At 42.1% G+C, this 15,701-nt stretch carries 22 protein-coding genes; 18 read left to right on the plus strand and 4 right to left on the minus strand.

Going from position 1 to position 15,701, the window contains the following annotated elements:
- Positions 1 to 54 precede the first annotated feature (54 nt).
- The 4 genes from BM378_RS19280 to BM378_RS19295 form a co-directional block, all read right to left on the minus strand.
- Positions 55 to 732: a TorF family putative porin gene (locus BM378_RS19280; RefSeq protein ID WP_036974042.1), complete on the minus strand. Its 678-nt coding sequence runs from the start codon at positions 730 to 732 to the stop codon at positions 55 to 57.
- Positions 733 to 1,019: 287 nt separating this feature from the next.
- Positions 1,020 to 2,186, minus strand: a complete 1,167-nt coding sequence (locus BM378_RS19285) for a hypothetical protein (protein ID WP_074989829.1) — start codon at positions 2,184 to 2,186, stop codon at positions 1,020 to 1,022.
- 149 nt (positions 2,187 to 2,335) lie between these two features.
- Complete coding sequence (locus BM378_RS19290; protein ID WP_036974038.1) at positions 2,336 to 2,536, minus strand: helix-turn-helix transcriptional regulator; 201 nt, start codon at positions 2,534 to 2,536, stop codon at positions 2,336 to 2,338.
- Between the two features lie 8 nt (positions 2,537 to 2,544).
- Positions 2,545 to 2,964: a hypothetical protein gene (locus BM378_RS19295; protein ID WP_036974036.1), complete on the minus strand. Its 420-nt coding sequence runs from the start codon at positions 2,962 to 2,964 to the stop codon at positions 2,545 to 2,547.
- A 224-nt stretch (positions 2,965 to 3,188) separates the two neighbouring features.
- Between BM378_RS19295 and BM378_RS19300 the strand changes: the two genes are divergently transcribed.
- The 18 genes from BM378_RS19300 (at position 3,189) to rplQ (ending at position 13,890) form a co-directional block, all read left to right on the plus strand.
- Positions 3,189 to 5,132, plus strand: coding sequence for an AsmA family protein (locus BM378_RS19300; protein WP_074989830.1), 1,944 nt, complete (start codon positions 3,189 to 3,191; stop codon positions 5,130 to 5,132).
- 276 nt (positions 5,133 to 5,408) lie between these two features.
- Positions 5,409 to 5,777 (plus strand): 50S ribosomal protein L14, encoded by a 369-nt coding sequence (rplN, locus tag BM378_RS19305; RefSeq protein ID WP_010378257.1) that lies wholly within the window; start codon positions 5,409 to 5,411, stop codon positions 5,775 to 5,777.
- Between the two features lie 10 nt (positions 5,778 to 5,787).
- Positions 5,788 to 6,102 (plus strand): 50S ribosomal protein L24, encoded by a 315-nt coding sequence (gene rplX / locus BM378_RS19310; protein ID WP_036974032.1) that lies wholly within the window; start codon positions 5,788 to 5,790, stop codon positions 6,100 to 6,102.
- 16 nt (positions 6,103 to 6,118) lie between these two features.
- Positions 6,119 to 6,658 (plus strand): 50S ribosomal protein L5, encoded by a 540-nt coding sequence (gene rplE, locus BM378_RS19315; protein ID WP_036974030.1) that lies wholly within the window; start codon positions 6,119 to 6,121, stop codon positions 6,656 to 6,658.
- 10 nt (positions 6,659 to 6,668) lie between these two features.
- Entirely contained in the window at positions 6,669 to 6,974 is a 306-nt protein-coding gene (gene rpsN / locus BM378_RS19320; RefSeq protein ID WP_036974028.1) for a 30S ribosomal protein S14, read from the plus strand.
- A 21-nt stretch (positions 6,975 to 6,995) separates the two neighbouring features.
- Positions 6,996 to 7,388 (plus strand): 30S ribosomal protein S8, encoded by a 393-nt coding sequence (rpsH, locus tag BM378_RS19325; RefSeq protein ID WP_036974026.1) that lies wholly within the window; start codon positions 6,996 to 6,998, stop codon positions 7,386 to 7,388.
- Between the two features lie 13 nt (positions 7,389 to 7,401).
- The gene (gene rplF / locus BM378_RS19330) at positions 7,402 to 7,935 is read left to right on the plus strand and encodes a 50S ribosomal protein L6 (RefSeq protein WP_036974024.1); all 534 of its coding nucleotides are present in this window, start codon (positions 7,402 to 7,404) and stop codon (positions 7,933 to 7,935) included.
- 9 nt (positions 7,936 to 7,944) lie between these two features.
- A complete protein-coding gene (gene rplR / locus BM378_RS19335) occupies positions 7,945 to 8,295 on the plus strand; it encodes a 50S ribosomal protein L18 (RefSeq protein ID WP_036974021.1) in 351 nt (116 codons plus the stop codon).
- 9 nt (positions 8,296 to 8,304) lie between these two features.
- On the plus strand, positions 8,305 to 8,811 hold the full coding sequence (gene rpsE / locus BM378_RS19340) for a 30S ribosomal protein S5 (protein ID WP_036974018.1): 507 nt from the start codon (positions 8,305 to 8,307) through the stop codon (positions 8,809 to 8,811).
- Positions 8,812 to 8,814: 3 nt separating this feature from the next.
- Complete coding sequence (gene rpmD / locus BM378_RS19345) at positions 8,815 to 8,997, plus strand: 50S ribosomal protein L30 (protein WP_016710201.1); 183 nt, start codon at positions 8,815 to 8,817, stop codon at positions 8,995 to 8,997.
- 4 nt (positions 8,998 to 9,001) lie between these two features.
- Positions 9,002 to 9,436, plus strand: coding sequence for a 50S ribosomal protein L15 (rplO, locus tag BM378_RS19350; RefSeq protein WP_036974015.1), 435 nt, complete (start codon positions 9,002 to 9,004; stop codon positions 9,434 to 9,436).
- Positions 9,437 to 9,446: 10 nt separating this feature from the next.
- Complete coding sequence (gene secY / locus BM378_RS19355) at positions 9,447 to 10,775, plus strand: preprotein translocase subunit SecY (RefSeq protein WP_036974013.1); 1,329 nt, start codon at positions 9,447 to 9,449, stop codon at positions 10,773 to 10,775.
- A gap of 22 nt (positions 10,776 to 10,797) precedes the next feature.
- On the plus strand, positions 10,798 to 10,911 hold the full coding sequence (gene rpmJ, locus BM378_RS19360; RefSeq protein ID WP_002959476.1) for a 50S ribosomal protein L36: 114 nt from the start codon (positions 10,798 to 10,800) through the stop codon (positions 10,909 to 10,911).
- A gap of 128 nt (positions 10,912 to 11,039) precedes the next feature.
- A complete protein-coding gene (rpsM, locus tag BM378_RS19365; RefSeq protein WP_036974011.1) occupies positions 11,040 to 11,396 on the plus strand; it encodes a 30S ribosomal protein S13 in 357 nt (118 codons plus the stop codon).
- Between the two features lie 13 nt (positions 11,397 to 11,409).
- Complete coding sequence (gene rpsK / locus BM378_RS19370) at positions 11,410 to 11,796, plus strand: 30S ribosomal protein S11 (RefSeq protein ID WP_036974009.1); 387 nt, start codon at positions 11,410 to 11,412, stop codon at positions 11,794 to 11,796.
- A gap of 21 nt (positions 11,797 to 11,817) precedes the next feature.
- Complete coding sequence (gene rpsD / locus BM378_RS19375) at positions 11,818 to 12,438, plus strand: 30S ribosomal protein S4 (RefSeq protein ID WP_036974007.1); 621 nt, start codon at positions 11,818 to 11,820, stop codon at positions 12,436 to 12,438.
- A gap of 24 nt (positions 12,439 to 12,462) precedes the next feature.
- Complete coding sequence (locus tag BM378_RS19380) at positions 12,463 to 13,449, plus strand: DNA-directed RNA polymerase subunit alpha (protein ID WP_004589198.1); 987 nt, start codon at positions 12,463 to 12,465, stop codon at positions 13,447 to 13,449.
- Positions 13,450 to 13,488: 39 nt separating this feature from the next.
- Positions 13,489 to 13,890 (plus strand): 50S ribosomal protein L17, encoded by a 402-nt coding sequence (rplQ, locus tag BM378_RS19385; protein WP_004589197.1) that lies wholly within the window; start codon positions 13,489 to 13,491, stop codon positions 13,888 to 13,890.
- Positions 13,891 to 15,701: the final 1,811 nt, after the last annotated feature.

Here is a 15,701-nt window from a genome sequence, read left to right on the forward strand (position 1 = left end):
AACGAGAAAAGGGCCTTTCGGCCCTTCGTGTTGCAGCAAGTAACACATTCTTTTTTAAAGCGTAAAGTCAACTGCGTAAGCGACATACACTTTTACATCAGAGCCATCAATGTCTGTGTCAGACACGCCAAATGTAAAGCCGTCTTTTGACACAGAAACACCGTAGTCAATGATATTATCATCACCAATGAAATCGCCTGAGTAATGACCCAGATGAAGAGCCATTTCTGCACCGGTACTGCCAACTGGGAAGCTATAGTCAGCATTTAAGTATAAAGAATCTCCAAAATCTGTACCGTCACCGCTGGCTGCTGATGTAGCAAGGATTGCAGCACCAAAAGTGAAACTACCCATGCTGATGCTACCGTAGATCTCTGAAAAGTCAGCGTCAGTATAAGATGCTGCATCAGGGTAAGCATAATAAATGTAGCCAACATCGTAGCTAAATGTTTCATTGATATCACCGCCAAAACCTGCATAAAGGTCTAGCTCGTAAGTCATGTCGTCAGCCCAGCTGGCATTCGATACCCAAGTACCTGCGTAAAAGCCAGATTCACTTGCGTAATCAATACCGCCCTGAATTGCAGCATCACCCCCAGTTTGCTCTTGACCACGCCATAAATAGTTTGAAGTAGCCGCAGCGTTTGCTGTTACTTCTGCATAACTATATGTTGAGCTCAAAGTTAATAGCGCAATGGCGCTTGCTACGACCGTTTTTTTTAGTTTTAGCATGTTTCTCGTATCCTGTTGTTATGTTGATTTGCCCCATTTCAGATTGCAGTCTGGTTATTATTTGAGGACAGTTTTTATGTGTTGTCTGGATACGATGTAGCACTGGTTGTGCCAAGTTAATTCTGAAAGGGATATTTTATGTTTAACTGCTTTAAAAACAGCCTTTTAAGCGTGTTATTTTTTAAAGTTTAGATTTATTTGAATTGTTCATGCGCACACCTGTGGTGCAAAAAATAACCCGGTTGCACAATCGCGAAGCAACCAGGTTTTTCTTGTTTGATAGAGACTTAGCCAAAAATGGCACGCATTAGGCTGATTGTTTCTTCAACGCTACGTCCTTTTTCAACTTCGCTGACGATAGAGTCTCGTTTTGTTTTTATATGCTCGGGGATATCGTCACTTGCAAGCGCGCGGTCTACTAAAATCTCAGCAGACTCTTTGCCGCGACGCACCGTCTTTTTACCTGCTGAGCTCGTTGTACTCTTAGGCTTGTTTAACAACTTAATATAATTAGAGTTATCTGCGGTGCTCTTATCTGCATAATAGAAGAAGCTCGGTAATAGGGCTTTGATTTCAACTAAAGATTGCTCAAGCTCATTTGCTGCACTGGCCATTTTGAACCAAGGCATGCTATGAATTGCAGTAACCACGTCTTGCCAATAACGTTCAAAATCACGGTTGTTTAATTTAGGAACTCCCAACGAAGCGCAAAGCGCATCAAGCTTACTATTTGTAATAGGCGTAAATACATCAGGGCGGCGCATTGCTAATAAGCGCGTTGCAGGCGCAAGCGTTGGTTTCTCTTCGCTGCCTGTAAAGGCCATAAAGTAAGCAACCATAAAATGTTGATAGTGTTCTTGTGTCACATCGCCTTCTAGGGGAATGTGCGCTAGGGCTTCGTCAAAAGCCGCAGGCAGGTCGCTCAGCATTTGATGGAACCCTTTGGCGCTTTTGGTTGAAGCAAACCATTCAACATCAAAGTTATAGCTACTTGGGTCAAGAGAAGCCGTGTGTTTGCCTGCAAAAGCCAAGCGGTCTTCTGGAATCATTTCTTTTAAAGTTTGTGATTTAATTGCGCCAATGTAGTTTGCTAAACGTAATTGCTCATCAAGCGCAATGAGCTCTCTATGTTGCTCAATAAAGCCTGTAACGACAGGCCAAGGTGCAACGCGCAGCGTTTTCAATTGCAAGAAGCTAATGGCAGAGATCAGTAAGTCGTGAAGTTTTTTTAATGTCGGTAACTGCTTATCTTCTAATAAATCATAGTTAATACGATCGCGGCTTGCACTGAGTAGCTCATAGCACCAACCTAAAAAGTCTTCTGGGTGGTTGTCTACTTTCACGGCCATTAGGTTGAGGCTTAGCTCTGAAGATTGCTTGAGAATATTTTGATAAATTTGACTTTCTTGCTCGCTAAGCGCCATTTTTGACGGTGAAATAAGCAGTTTCTTCATGCCTTGTAGACTCTCCAGTTTGATATATTTTTTAGTCACTTTATTTTAGCTTAAATAAGCTAACAGCAACAGGGGCGTGCATCATACCGAAGAATACATGGGATGCAATCTTGATAAGTTAAATCTGCACAAGATTGCATTTAAAGGCGTTAATCTGCTTCGTCTAGTGAAAATAATTGCTCGACAGTTGTATTAAACTGCCGGGCTATCTTTAATGCAATGATCACTGAAGGCGTAAAGCGAGACGTTTCGACCGTACTAATTGTTTTACGTGAAACAGCGATAGCATCGGCTAGCTCTTGTTGCGAAAGCCCTGCGGCTTTGCGATATTTTGCAATATGATTTTGCACTATTGCTCCTAGTCTCTACTTTGCCAAAGAATTGAGATGCCATATATTAAACTCATTTCAGCCAGGTAAAAGGTAGCCATCATGCTATGAGAAACATCTAAAGCTAACTCATCAGACAATAAATACACCGCACCCATACTAAAGAGTAAACCAAGTACAACATGTTTATAGGCAATGGTGTCAATCGTATTTAAAAACTCATCTTTATAAGTAAGGCGATATTTCATTTTCCATGTAAACCCACCTCTTATCACAAACATACAGAATGATCCCAGAAAAGCAGCACTGCCTAAAAACAACAAGGGGGCCGATGTTTGATTAAGCGCAGGGTAAACACTGATAATGAGTAGAGTGATCCCCATAAACACTGAAAACCATGCATTTTGGCTCATAAATTTCTCTTCCGTTTGGATATCTTGCTTTGACATAAATCTTCCTTTTAATTTTAATTGTAACCTCTAGGTATCAATGTAACCTTTGGGTATCATCTAGTCAACTATTTAATGTAACCTAAAGGTTTCAAAATATTTCAGCGACGATTCATATTTGTCTACCTAAGCTTGCTGAATAGCCTTTTTATTTGTTTAGCAATGATTTTCGGCTTAACACCCGCTATGATATGAACAATGTTTGCCCATTTTTAAGGATGATTATGAAAACCTTACTAAAGATTATTGGTGTCATATTCGTATTACTAATTGCCTTAGTAATCGCCGCACCGTTTCTTATTCCAACTGATGCAATCTTTAACAAAGTCTCGCAGCAAGTTGAACAAACGACGGGTCGAAGCCTCACCATTAACGGTGATAAAAAACTGTCGGTTTTCCCTTCGTTGAAGCTTGAACTGAATGATGTGCATTTTGCTAATATGCAAACGGGTTCACAAAAAGACATGGCAAGCATGCAACAGTTGGCCATTCATATTCCCTGGATGTCGCTTTTCGGTGGTGAGTTTAAACTTGATAAGTTCGTTATCAACGAGCCAACAATTTTGTTAGAAACTGATAAAAATGGCAAAGCTAACTGGCAGCTGTTTGATGGCGTAGCCGAACAACCAGAGACTGAGCAACAAAAGAGCTCAGGAGCTGTAAATTTGCCTGATAACTTTGATATTCAGTTAGGTGAAGTGGCAATTTATGGTGGAACCTTCACGTATCTAGATGGTAAAACAGGCGCAAAACAGCAGATCAGTGACTTAGAGCTAGCTATTTTACTCCCATCACTGCGTAAAACATTAGAGCTCAAAGGCGGGATTACCTATATGGGTGAGCGCTTTGAACTTGATGTAACCCTTGATACACCCGTGAAAGTGATTGAAGGAGCGACTTTTAATGTCAGTACAGAGGTTGATTCACGTTTGGTAGATATGACTTTTAAAGGTGCGATTGCTGAAATGGGTCAAGATGTACAAGGTCAATTGTCTATCAGTGGTGATTCGGTTAAAAATATTGCTAATTGGCAAGGTGTGGACTTAAATGCCAAAGACAATGCTTTTAATGCCTTTAATGTTAAAGGGGCCATGCATCTACAAGGTGACAAATTCAAACTAACAGAGCTTTTGGCAACATTAGATGAATTACAAATCAAAGGTAAAAGCGACATTAACCTTGGTAATCGCTTAGCGGTCAATGCGGATATTGATTTAGGCATGCTCGACTTAAATCCGTACCTTCCAGAAGGCGTTGCAAAAGAGGCACAACCTTTACCTGCAGAAGATGCACCCGCTCAGCCTATCGTATGGGATGATACTAAAATTGATTTAAGTGGTTTAAATGCCTTGGATGCGAGTGTAGTTGTTCGCTCAAGTGGTCTAAAAGCCAAGAAGATCACACTCGGTGAGAACCAATTCACTGTAAACCTTAAAAATGCTGTAGCGAAAGTAAGCCTAGACAAATTTGTTGCTTATGAGGGCAATGGTAAAGGTGTTATTACACTCAATGCAAAGCAAGCTCCTTATGCAATCTCAACTAACTTCGCTTTAGATAAAATCGATGCGCAGCCATTATTAACTGACGCAGCAGGTTTTGATAAGTTAATGGGTAAAGGTTCATTAAACTGGAATTTAACGACAACGGGTCAAAGCCAGAAAAGCTTTATTAATGCGTTGAATGGTAAATTAGCATTTGAATTTGCAGATGGGGCAGTTAAAGGCGCAAACATTGCTGAAATGGTCCGTAAAGCAAAAGAGCTAATCAAAGGTAACTTGGGGGCCGTATCAGAAGGTCTCGATACAGGCTTCGATAACTCTGAGCAAACAGATTTCTCAGCGTTAACAGGCAGCTTTAATTTCACTAATGGGGTGGGTGAAAACCGTGACTTGTCATTATTAAGCCCGCTTATTCGTATTTCGGGGGCTGGTAAGGTGGATTTACCGATGACCAACGTTGATTATCGTCTCGTGACAGGCATCGTTGATTCAATTGAAGGGCAAGGTACCACAGATGACAGCACAGGCTTTAAAATTCCACTGCGTATTAAAGGCCCATTCCATGATGTGGGTTATAGCCTCGATGTGAGTGATGCGGCCAAAGAAGAAGTGAAAGAAAAAGCGAAAGATAAAATAAAAGATAAGCTTAAAGGCTTATTTGGAAATTAATAAAAATTTAATTTAATCCTTAAAGCAGGGCGCATCGGCGCCCTGTTTGTTTTATAATCAATAACAAACCAGTAAACGGTTGTAAGCCCACCTTGATATAGCGACCCTTTATTATAAATTAATTAAAAAATAACCTACCACTTCATTGCTATTGCTGATACAATTGCCCGCCCTTAAGAGACAACTCGTGTGTTTTTTGAGTGGAATTTAACCGAAATGTCTTGATTTTAAACAAAATTAAGACGTGTTGTAATATCTACACCGGAGGTCATTAACATGATCCAAATGCAAACTCAGCTGGACGTTGCTGATAACAGCGGCGCTCGCAAAGTGCAGTGTATTAAAGTCCTTGGCGGTTCGCACCGTCGCTATGCAGCGGTTGGCGATATCATCAAAGTTTCTGTAAAAGAAGCGATTCCTCGCGGTAAAGTGAAGAAAGGTGATGTTAAAAACGCAGTAGTTGTGCGTACTAAAAAAGGCGTTCGTCGTCCGGACGGTTCTTTGATCCGTTTCGATAGCAATGCGGCTGTTATCTTAAATGATAACTTACAGCCAATTGGTACTCGTATCTTCGGCCCTGTGACTCGTGAACTTCGTACTGAAAAGTTCATGAAAATCGTTTCACTAGCACCAGAAGTACTATAAGGAGTCTATCATGGCAGCAAAAATCCGTCGTGATGACGAAGTAATCGTACTAGCCGGTAAAGACAAAGGTAAGCGCGGTAAAGTGCTTTCAGTTGTTACTGAGTCTGGTCGAGTATTTGTCGAAGGCATCAACTTAATCAAGAAGCACCAAAAGCCTGTTCCTCAGTTGAACCAAGCTGGCGGTATTGTTGAGAAAGAAGCGTCTATCGACGTATCAAACGTTGCGATCTACAACTCGGAAACGGGTAAAGCAGATCGTGTAGGTTTCAAGATTGAAGATGGTAAGAAATTACGTATCTTTAAATCTACTGGTAAAACTATCTAATAGTTGGAGTAGAATGATGGCGAAACTGCATGAAGTATATAAAGACAAAGTAGTGGCTGAACTTCAAGAGAAGTTTGGTTTCAGCTCTGTCATGCAAGTCCCTCAGATCGAAAAGATCACATTAAACATGGGTGTGGGCGAAGCTCTAGCTGACAAGAAGATCCTAGATAATGCTGTTGCAGATCTAGAAGCAATCTCTGGTCAGAAACCTCTAATCACTAAAGCACGCAAATCTGTTGCTGGCTTCAAAGTGCGTGAAGGTTACCCAATTGGTTGTAAAGTAACCCTACGTGGCGAGCGTATGTGGGACTTTTTTGAGCGTTTGGTTTCAATCGCTATCCCACGTATCCGTGACTTCCGTGGTGTAAGTGCTAAGTCTTTTGATGGACGTGGTAACTACAGCATGGGCGTACGTGAGCAAATCATCTTCCCAGAAATTGATTATGATAAAGTAGACCGTGTACGCGGTATGGATATCACTATCACTACTTCTGCGAAAACAGATGAGGAAGGCCGTGCGTTGTTAGAAGCGTTTAACTTCCCATTTAAGAAATAAGGGTAGGGTTATGGCAAAGAATTCTATGAAAGCGCGCGAAGCAAAGCGCACTAAATTAGTTGCTCAGTATGCTGAAAAGCGTGCTGCACTAAAAGCTATCATCAGTGATGTGAAAACATCTGACGATGATCGTTGGGACGCGGTATTAAAGCTACAAGCTTTACCACGTGATTCTAGCTCTTCACGTCAACGTAATCGTTGTAACGTTACGGGCCGCCCACATGGTTACCTTCGCAAATTCGGCATGAGCCGTATTAAAGTTCGCGAAGCAGCTATGCGCGGTGAAATTCCTGGCCTTAAAAAGGCTAGCTGGTAATAGTATCACGGGAGTAAGACTATGAGCTTGCAAGATCCTATTGCGGATTTGTTTACACGTATCCGTAACGGTCAGTCAGCGAAGAAAGTATCAGTAACGATGCCAACTTCAAAACTGAAAGTAGCAGTAGCTAAAGTATTAAAAGATGAAGGTTATATCGCAGATTACGCTGTAAGCGGTGAAGCGAAGCCTGAGCTAGCAATCGAATTAAAATATTTCGAAGGCAAAGCTGTTATTGAAAATATCCAGCGTGTTAGCCGCCCTGGTCTACGTATCTATAAGAAACGTGACGAATTACCTAAGGTAATGGGTGGTCTTGGTATCGCTATCGTATCAACTTCTAAAGGCCTAATGACAGACCGCGCAGCACGTAGTGCCGGCGTTGGTGGTGAGATCATTGGCTTTGTAGCTTAATCGGAGGGGAACTATGTCTCGCATAGCAAAGGCACCAATCAATGTTCCTGCCGGTGTAGAAGTTACATTAAAAGGCCAGGACATCACAGTTAAAGGCAAAAACGGTGAATTAACTCGCACTATCAACGATGCTGTTGAAGTACAAGTTAACGACAACGTTATTACAACTTTACCTCGTGAAGGCGTAGTCAATGCATGGGCTCAAGCAGGTACTGCTCGCGCTCTAATCAACAATATGATTGTTGGTACGCATGAAGGTTACGAGAAGAAGCTTCAGTTAGTAGGTGTTGGTTACCGTGCAGCGGCTAAGGGCAAAGTTTTAGACTTAACTCTTGGTTTCTCACACCCAGTGAATTTCGAAGTACCTGAAGGTATTACGATTGAAACACCAAGCCAAACAGAAGTTCTAGTTAAGGGCGTAGACAAGCAGTTAGTTGGTCAAACAGCTGCTAACATCCGTGCATACCGTAAACCTGAGCCTTATAAAGGTAAAGGTGTTCGTTACGCGGACGAGAATGTACGCCGTAAAGAGGCTAAGAAGAAGTAAGGTAAGACGATGGATAAAAAAACAGCTCGTCTACGTCGTGCTAAGCGCACTCGTAGAAATTACATTGAACAAGGCACAACGCGTCTTGTTATCCACCGCACGCCACGTCACATTTACGCTCAAGTAGTTACTGCTGAGGGTACTGTACTGGCTGCTGCTTCTACTGTTGAAAAAGCAATTAGCGAAACAGTTAAAGGCACAGGTAACGTAGCAGCTGCTCAAGCAGTTGGTAAAGCGGTTGCTGAACGTGCAGCTGACAAAGGCATCGAAAAGATTGCTTTTGATCGCAGTGGCTTTAAATATCACGGCCGTGTGAAGGCGCTTGCTGATGCAGCGCGTGAAGCCGGTTTGCAATTCTAGGAGTAGACAATGGCTAACGTAGAAGCAAAGCAACAACAGCCTGATTTGGCTGAAAAGCTAATCGCGGTAAACCGTGTGTCTAAAGTGGTTAAAGGTGGTCGTATCTTTAGCTTCACTGCACTAACTGTAGTTGGTGACGGCGCAGGTAAAGTAGGTTTCGGTTATGGTAAAGCACGTGAAGTTCCAGCTGCTATTCAAAAAGCAATGGAAAAAGCACGTCGTAACATGATCAGTGTAGACCTAAACGGTAACACGCTACAGCACCCAATCAAGGGTCGCCACGCGGGTTCTAAAGTATACATGCAGCCTGCTTCAGAAGGTACAGGTATCATCGCCGGTGGTGCGATGCGTGCAGTACTAGAAGTAACTGGTGTACAGAACGTATTGTCAAAAGCATACGGTTCAACTAACCCGATCAATATCGTTCGTGCAACGATTGCAGCTCTAGAGAACATGAACTCTCCAGAGTCAATCGCTGCTAAACGTGGTCTTAGCGTAGACGAAATCACGGGGTAAACCATGGCTAATAAAACTGTTAAAGTAACACAAGTAAAGAGCTCTATCGGTCGTTTACCGAAGCATAAAGCTACATTACGCGGTCTTGGTTTACGTCGTATCAATCACACTGTTGAGTTAGAAGACACAGCATGTGTGCGTGGTATGATTAACCAAGTTTCTTACATGGTAAAGGTTGAGGGTTAATTCGATGCGTTTGAATACACTTTCACCTGCTGCTGGTGCAAAAACTGAAAAGAAACGTCTAGGTCGTGGTATTGGTTCTGGTCTTGGTAAGACTGGTGGCCGTGGTCATAAAGGCCAAAAATCACGTTCTGGCGGTAAAGTACGCGTTGGTTTCGAAGGCGGTCAAATGCCTATGCAACGTCGTCTACCTAAATTTGGTTTCACTTCACGTAAATCATTAGTATCTACTGAAGTAAACCTTTTTGAAATCGCTAAAGTTGAAGGCGATGTAGTAGACGTAAACGCGTTACAAGCAGCTGGTCTAGTTAAAAAGAACATCCAGTTCGTTAAAGTAGTAAAATCTGGCGAAGTTTCACGCGCAGTTACCGTTAAAGGTCTTAAAGTGACCAAAGGTGCTCGCGAAGCTATCGAAGCTGCCGGAGGCAAGGTAGAAGACTAAGGAAGTACTAATGGCTAAACCAGGTCAAGATATGAAAAGTGCACAAAGTGGGCTTTCGGAATTGAAGCGTCGATTACTATTTGTATTGGGTGCTATCATTATTTACCGTCTAGGTTCATTCGTGCCGATCCCTGGGATTGACGCCGCTGTACTTGCCGATTTCTTCGAGCAACAAAAGGGCACCATTGTTGAAATGTTTAACATGTTCAGCGGTGGTGCGCTTGAGCGCGCTTCAGTGTTGGCACTGGGTATTATGCCGTATATCTCGGCTTCGATTATTACGCAACTATTAACGCATATGTATCCGCCGTTTATAGAGCTTAAGAAAGAAGGCGAGCAAGGGCGTAAGAAAATCAGCCAGTATACACGCTATGGCACGCTTGTGCTTGCTACTATCCAATCAATCGGTATTGCCACAAGCTTACCGGGTATGATGGACGGGTTAGTTGTTAACCCTGGTATTGGTTTCTACTTCACTGCTGTAGTGAGTTTAGTTACCGGTACTATGTTCCTTATGTGGTTGGGCGAGCAAATTACAGAACGCGGTATCGGTAACGGTATTTCAGTTCTGATTTTTGTTGGTATCGTAGCAAACCTGCCGTCTGCTATTGGTTCGACAGCCGAAATGGCGCGCCAAGGTGATCTGAATGTACTTGTACTGTTATTGATTGCTGTAATCGTATTCGCTGTTACTTACCTCGTTGTATTCTTCGAGCGTGGTCAACGTCGTATCGTCGTTAACTATGCTAAGCGTCAACAAGGTCGTCAGGTATTTGCTGCTCAAAGCACGCACTTACCGCTGAAAGTAAACATGGCGGGTGTTATTCCACCAATCTTTGCTAGCAGTATAATTCTGTTCCCTGGTACAATTGCAAGCTGGTTCGGCCAGGGTGAAGGTCCGGTCGCTGATGTGCTACAAGCAATCGCTACAACATTGACTCCAGGTCAACCGTTATATGCGATGGTTTTAGCTGCGGCTATTATCTTCTTCTGCTTTTTCTACACCGCGTTGGTATTTAACCCGCGTGAAACAGCAGATAACCTGAAAAAATCTGGCGCATTTATCCCAGGTATTCGTCCAGGTGAGCAGACATCTAAATACATTGATAAAGTGATGACACGCCTGACATTGGCAGGTGCTTTGTATATAACCTTTATCTGTCTGGTGCCCGAATTCATGACTATGGCATGGCAAACGCCATTCTATTTCGGCGGTACATCAATTTTGATTATCGTTGTTGTAATCATGGACTTTATGGCACAAGTACAGACGCATCTGATGTCACATCAGTATGATTCTGTGCTGAAAAAAGCAAACCTTAAAGGCTACGGCCGATAAGGTCAGTTTACGGAGTTGAGCAATGAAAGTACGTGCTTCCGTTAAGAAAATATGCCGTAACTGTAAAGTTATTAAACGTGCTGGTGTAGTACGCGTAATTTGCAGTGAGCCTAAGCATAAGCAAAGGCAAGGCTAATTAAACAGTCGTGCAGGCTGAGTTATTTACTCGGCCTGTGTTTTTAGTTGTGATTTGGTCTTCGTTTGAGTATCCTTACGGGCTTTTCAAACAGATGATAACCAAATTCAAATATAGGAGATGTGTTAGTGGCCCGTATCGCTGGCATTAACGTCCCTGATCATAAACATGCAGTTATCGGTTTAACTGCTATTTATGGCATAGGTAAGACTCGCTCTAAGGCTATCTTAGCAGCGACTGGTATCGCCGAGACCACAAAAATCGGTGAGCTTTCAGACGAAACACTTGACGTATTGCGTGAAGCAGTTGGCAAGTACACTGTAGAAGGTGACCTTCGTCGTGAAGTTACATTAAATATCAAGCGCCTTATGGACCTTGGTTGTTTCCGTGGCCTACGTCACCGTCGTTCGTTACCACTACGTGGTCAACGTACTAAGACTAACGCGCGTACTCGTAAGGGTCCTCGCAAGCCTATCAAGAAATAAGGTGGGGTAGATTATGGCTAAAGCACCAATTCGTCGTAAGAAGGTTAAAAAGCAAGTTGCTGATGGTATGGCTCATGTTCATGCTTCTTTCAACAACACTATTGTAACAATTACCGACCGTCAAGGTAATGCACTATCATGGGCTACTGCCGGTGGTTCAGGTTTCCGTGGTTCACGTAAATCTACTCCATTTGCTGCTCAGGTTGCTGCAGAGCGTGCAGGTACTGCTGCTCAAGAATACGGTTTAAAAAATCTAGAAGTGTTCATTAAAGGTCCAGGTCCAGGTCGTGAATCTGCTGTACGTGCTTTGAATGCTGCTGGTTACCGTATCACCAACATCACTGACGTGACGCCAATCCCTCATAATGGTTGTCGTCCACCGAAGAAACGTCGCGTTTAACAATAGGTTAGGAGAAATAACATGGCAAGATATTTGGGCCCTAAGCTCAAGCTGAGTCGTCGTGAAGGTACTGACCTGTTCCTTAAGAGCGGCGTAAGAGCTATCGACTCTAAGTGTAAACTTGAGACTGCACCTGGTCAGCACGGCGCTCGTAAAGGTCGCTTATCTGATTACGGTTTACAGTTACGTGAAAAGCAAAAAGTACGTCGTATCTACGGTGTATTAGAAAAGCAATTCCGTAACTACTACAAAGAAGCTGCTCGCCTTAAAGGTAATACAGGTGAAAACTTGTTACAGCTTTTAGAGCAACGTTTAGACAATGTTGTATATCGCATGGGTTTTGCTAGCACACGTGCAGAAGCACGTCAGTTAGTTAGCCACAAAGCGATCTTAGTTAATGGTCGTGTTGTGAATATTCCTTCATACGTAATTACACCAGAAGATACTGTTGTAATTCGTGAGAAGTCTAAAACACAAGCACGTATCATCGCTGCTCTAGAGTTGGCTGAGCAACGTGAAAAGCCGACTTGGGTTGAAGTTGACGGTAAGAAAATGGAAGGTAGCTTCAAGCGCCTACCTGAGCGTTCAGATCTGTCTGCGGACATTAACGAACAACTAATCGTCGAACTTTACTCTAAGTAAAGTTAAGAGTTAAGAGAGGATAAAATGCAGGGTTCTGTTACCGAATTCCTAAAACCAAGGTTAGTCGATATCGACGCTATCAACCCAACGCGTTCTAAAGTAGTTTTAGAACCATTAGAGCGTGGCTTCGGTCATACTCTGGGTAATGCCTTACGCCGTATACTGTTATCATCTATGCCTGGATGTGCAGTAACTGAAGTAGAAATCGACGGTGTATTGCATGAGTACAGCGCGAAAGAGGGCGTACAAGAAGACATCATTGAAATTCTGTTAAACCTTAAAGGTCTAGCAGTAACTTTAGAAGGCAAAGATGAAGTTTTTCTGACCCTGACTAAATCTGGTGTAGGCCCTGTGACTGCGGCTGATATTCAGCACGATGGTGATGTAACTATCGCCAACCCAGATCACGTTATCTGTCACCTAACGACAGATAGCAGCGAGATCAGCATGCGTATTCGTGTTGAGCGCGGTCGCGGTTATGTGCCGGCATCTAGTCGTTTATCCTCTGATGACGATGAGCGTCCAATTGGTCGATTGCTGCTTGATGCATCATTCAGCCCAGTTGAACGTATTGCGTACTCGGTTGAATCAGCCCGTGTTGAGCAACGTACAGACTTAGACAAGTTAATCATTGATATGGAAACGAACGGCACTTTAGATCCTGAAGAAGCGATCCGCCGTGCGTCTACTATCTTAGCTGAGCAATTAGATGCATTCGTAGATTTACGTGATGTAACTGAGCCAGAAGAGAAAGAAGAGAAGCCAGAATTCGATCCTATTCTACTTCGTCCAGTTGATGATCTTGAACTAACAGTACGTTCAGCAAACTGTTTGAAAGCCGAGCAAATTCAATATATCGGTGATTTAGTTCAGCGCACTGAAGTTGAGCTTCTTAAAACACCTAACTTAGGTAAGAAGTCTCTAACTGAAATTAAAGACGTGCTAGCTTCACGTGGTCTATCTCTAGGTATGCGCCTAGAAAATTGGCCGCCTGCAAGCCTAGCTGAATAATCTAAATCACTATATTAGTTTAGTTAGAAGGATAGGGTCATGCGCCATCGTAAGAGTGGTCGTCAATTAAACCGTAACAGCAGCCATCGCAAAGCGATGTTCAGCAACATGGCTGGTTCTTTGGTGAAACATGAAATCATCAAAACAACTTTGCCTAAAGCGAAAGAGTTGCGCCGTGTAATTGAACCTTTAATCACACTGGCTAAGACTGACAGTGTAGCAAACCGCCGTTTAGCGTTTGCTCGCACGCGTGATAATGAAGTAGTTGGCAAATTGTTCAGCGAAATCGGTCCTCGTAATACAGACCGTCCAGGTGGTTACACTCGTATTCTTAAGTGTGGCTTCCGTGCTGGTGACAATGCACCAATGGCTTATATTGAACTAGTTGGTCGCCCAGCGACAAACGAAGAAGTTCAAGAAGACGCACAGTCTGCAGAGTAAGTCGTAAAGACACCAAAAAGCCGAGCTTATGCTCGGCTTTTTACTTTCTTGGTATGCGATCTATTGCCATCTAATTTCTCAGTAAATTGTGGTCAGGTATCTTATAAACAGCAGCCCTCTTTTTTAGGCACGTTTCGTCCAGTCTATTCTTTTCACCAGCAGATTCTTTTCGACAGTTAGCTCTTTTAGACATTCGATAACGCTTACCATTTATTATTAATAGCCACATTTCTGCTTGGTACTTATATTAATCCGCAATAATACTTAATCATTTTGAGTTATTAAACCAGTCGCTAGCTGCGTTAAAAATGTCTGATTTACGACTGCATAGATGCAGGAGGTAGAGCAATTGCCGAGAACACCTCAATAACGACATTTTTGCCTTGTTATTAACGCGGTTTTATTGCCTCAAAATAGACCACTTAATTAAGCACAATGGTATAAAAATGAGATCAAGGTGAGTAATGAATCTTTACCATTAGAACAATCATCGGCTTTAAAGTTTAGTCTGTTTAATGGTCTTATTTATAGAGCGTTGAGCTCGCTAAGTCGTATTACAACGATCAGTAAATAGCAGAAGCTCATGGTAGTGAATAGATTAGTTTTGATGAACTTATAATTGTCGATACTTATAACGATATAGAACGTGTAACTACATCGAACATGTAACTAAATCGAACATACGCAAGAATGGCCTATTACCAGAATACTGTATCAGCGAGAGCTGATGATATACATTTTCACGATTTGAATTTTAGTTGAGCCTTTATTACAAACTTAATGATGCAGTTTTATTTGGTTTGGGGGGAAGACATGCAAGTATAGAATGATTTCGCTGAGTCAAAGAGTGTTAAACCAACTAGTGTGTTGGTACGTTCGGTCAAAAAACACATACCCTCAATTAAATAGTGCGAGGAGTTTGCAAGTAGTGTGGTTGAACTAAGGTACCTTTCGCCTGAACATAACATTCCATTAAGCAGAATATAAATCGACACAATATGAAGTGTATAGTGTTGGGAGCAGCTAGCATTCATGAGAACAATAAAACTGATGGAAGCTACTTCGGCACTTTCTATCATGAGCCCTTTTAGTGTCTTTAGCTCGTGAGCGCTACTAATATAAAGTGTTAATGTTCTAAACAGTGTTTAAGCTTGGGTTATTTTGCGTACTTTGTCGGTTATTTAGATCTGCAGCGACAGCTATAAAACCTCAATCTGTGTGTTTATCTTTTATCGGTTTCTACATATCTCTGTTCAAATTACACTTCTTAACGAGGTTTTAGTATTGTTTTTACCCGTTTCGTTCGTATTTTGCACGAACAGTCATTTTTTTAATAAAAACGTAAAAAAACAGTTGATCTGAATTCGGATCTCCCTATAATGCGACCCCACTGAGACGGCAGACAGCAACGCTTAGCGAGGCAAGAGCAACTCAGAGTGTTAAGTAAAACTTAGTTTCGAAAAATTAAATTTTCTCAAAATTAAGTATTGACAAAAAAATAGGAAAGCGTAATATACGCAGCCCTAGCGAGTTAAAGTGAAACGCTTTAATCGCAACGTTCTTTAACAATATAAAGCAATCATCTGTGTGGGTACTCGTACAGATTGAGTTCTAACAGTCGAGCTACTTAGGTAGTAAGACAAACAAATTTAGAGTCTCAATTTAAACTGAGTGACCAACGGAAATAAGTTTACTTATTTCAGCACAGTCAATTCAACATCGAAAGATGTTAAATAAATTCAGAATTCATTGAGCATGTCCGCTCCCTTATGGGAAGGACAGAAAAAACTTTTAATTGAAGAGTTTGATCA

It is taken from the genome of Pseudoalteromonas lipolytica, from assembly GCF_900116435.1.
Lineage (GTDB): Bacteria > Pseudomonadota > Gammaproteobacteria > Enterobacterales > Alteromonadaceae > Pseudoalteromonas > Pseudoalteromonas lipolytica.

Coding starts and splice junctions, on each gene's coding strand:
- BM378_RS19280 (WP_036974042.1), bottom strand. CDS start 732: ATGCTAAAACTAAAAAAAACGGTCGTAGCAAGCGCCATTGCGCTATTA.
- BM378_RS19285 (WP_074989829.1), bottom strand. CDS start 2,186: ATGAAGAAACTGCTTATTTCACCGTCAAAAATGGCGCTTAGCGAGCAA.
- BM378_RS19295 (WP_036974036.1), bottom strand. CDS start 2,964: ATGTCAAAGCAAGATATCCAAACGGAAGAGAAATTTATGAGCCAAAAT.
- BM378_RS19300 (WP_074989830.1), top strand. CDS start 3,189: ATGAAAACCTTACTAAAGATTATTGGTGTCATATTCGTATTACTAATT.
- rplN (WP_010378257.1), top strand. CDS start 5,409: ATGATCCAAATGCAAACTCAGCTGGACGTTGCTGATAACAGCGGCGCT.
- rplX (WP_036974032.1), top strand. CDS start 5,788: ATGGCAGCAAAAATCCGTCGTGATGACGAAGTAATCGTACTAGCCGGT.
- rplE (WP_036974030.1), top strand. CDS start 6,119: ATGGCGAAACTGCATGAAGTATATAAAGACAAAGTAGTGGCTGAACTT.
- rpsN (WP_036974028.1), top strand. CDS start 6,669: ATGGCAAAGAATTCTATGAAAGCGCGCGAAGCAAAGCGCACTAAATTA.
- rpsH (WP_036974026.1), top strand. CDS start 6,996: ATGAGCTTGCAAGATCCTATTGCGGATTTGTTTACACGTATCCGTAAC.
- rplF (WP_036974024.1), top strand. CDS start 7,402: ATGTCTCGCATAGCAAAGGCACCAATCAATGTTCCTGCCGGTGTAGAA.
- rplR (WP_036974021.1), top strand. CDS start 7,945: ATGGATAAAAAAACAGCTCGTCTACGTCGTGCTAAGCGCACTCGTAGA.
- rpsE (WP_036974018.1), top strand. CDS start 8,305: ATGGCTAACGTAGAAGCAAAGCAACAACAGCCTGATTTGGCTGAAAAG.
- rpmD (WP_016710201.1), top strand. CDS start 8,815: ATGGCTAATAAAACTGTTAAAGTAACACAAGTAAAGAGCTCTATCGGT.
- rplO (WP_036974015.1), top strand. CDS start 9,002: ATGCGTTTGAATACACTTTCACCTGCTGCTGGTGCAAAAACTGAAAAG.
- secY (WP_036974013.1), top strand. CDS start 9,447: ATGGCTAAACCAGGTCAAGATATGAAAAGTGCACAAAGTGGGCTTTCG.
- rpmJ (WP_002959476.1), top strand. CDS start 10,798: ATGAAAGTACGTGCTTCCGTTAAGAAAATATGCCGTAACTGTAAAGTT.
- rpsK (WP_036974009.1), top strand. CDS start 11,410: ATGGCTAAAGCACCAATTCGTCGTAAGAAGGTTAAAAAGCAAGTTGCT.
- rpsD (WP_036974007.1), top strand. CDS start 11,818: ATGGCAAGATATTTGGGCCCTAAGCTCAAGCTGAGTCGTCGTGAAGGT.
- BM378_RS19380 (WP_004589198.1), top strand. CDS start 12,463: ATGCAGGGTTCTGTTACCGAATTCCTAAAACCAAGGTTAGTCGATATC.
- rplQ (WP_004589197.1), top strand. CDS start 13,489: ATGCGCCATCGTAAGAGTGGTCGTCAATTAAACCGTAACAGCAGCCAT.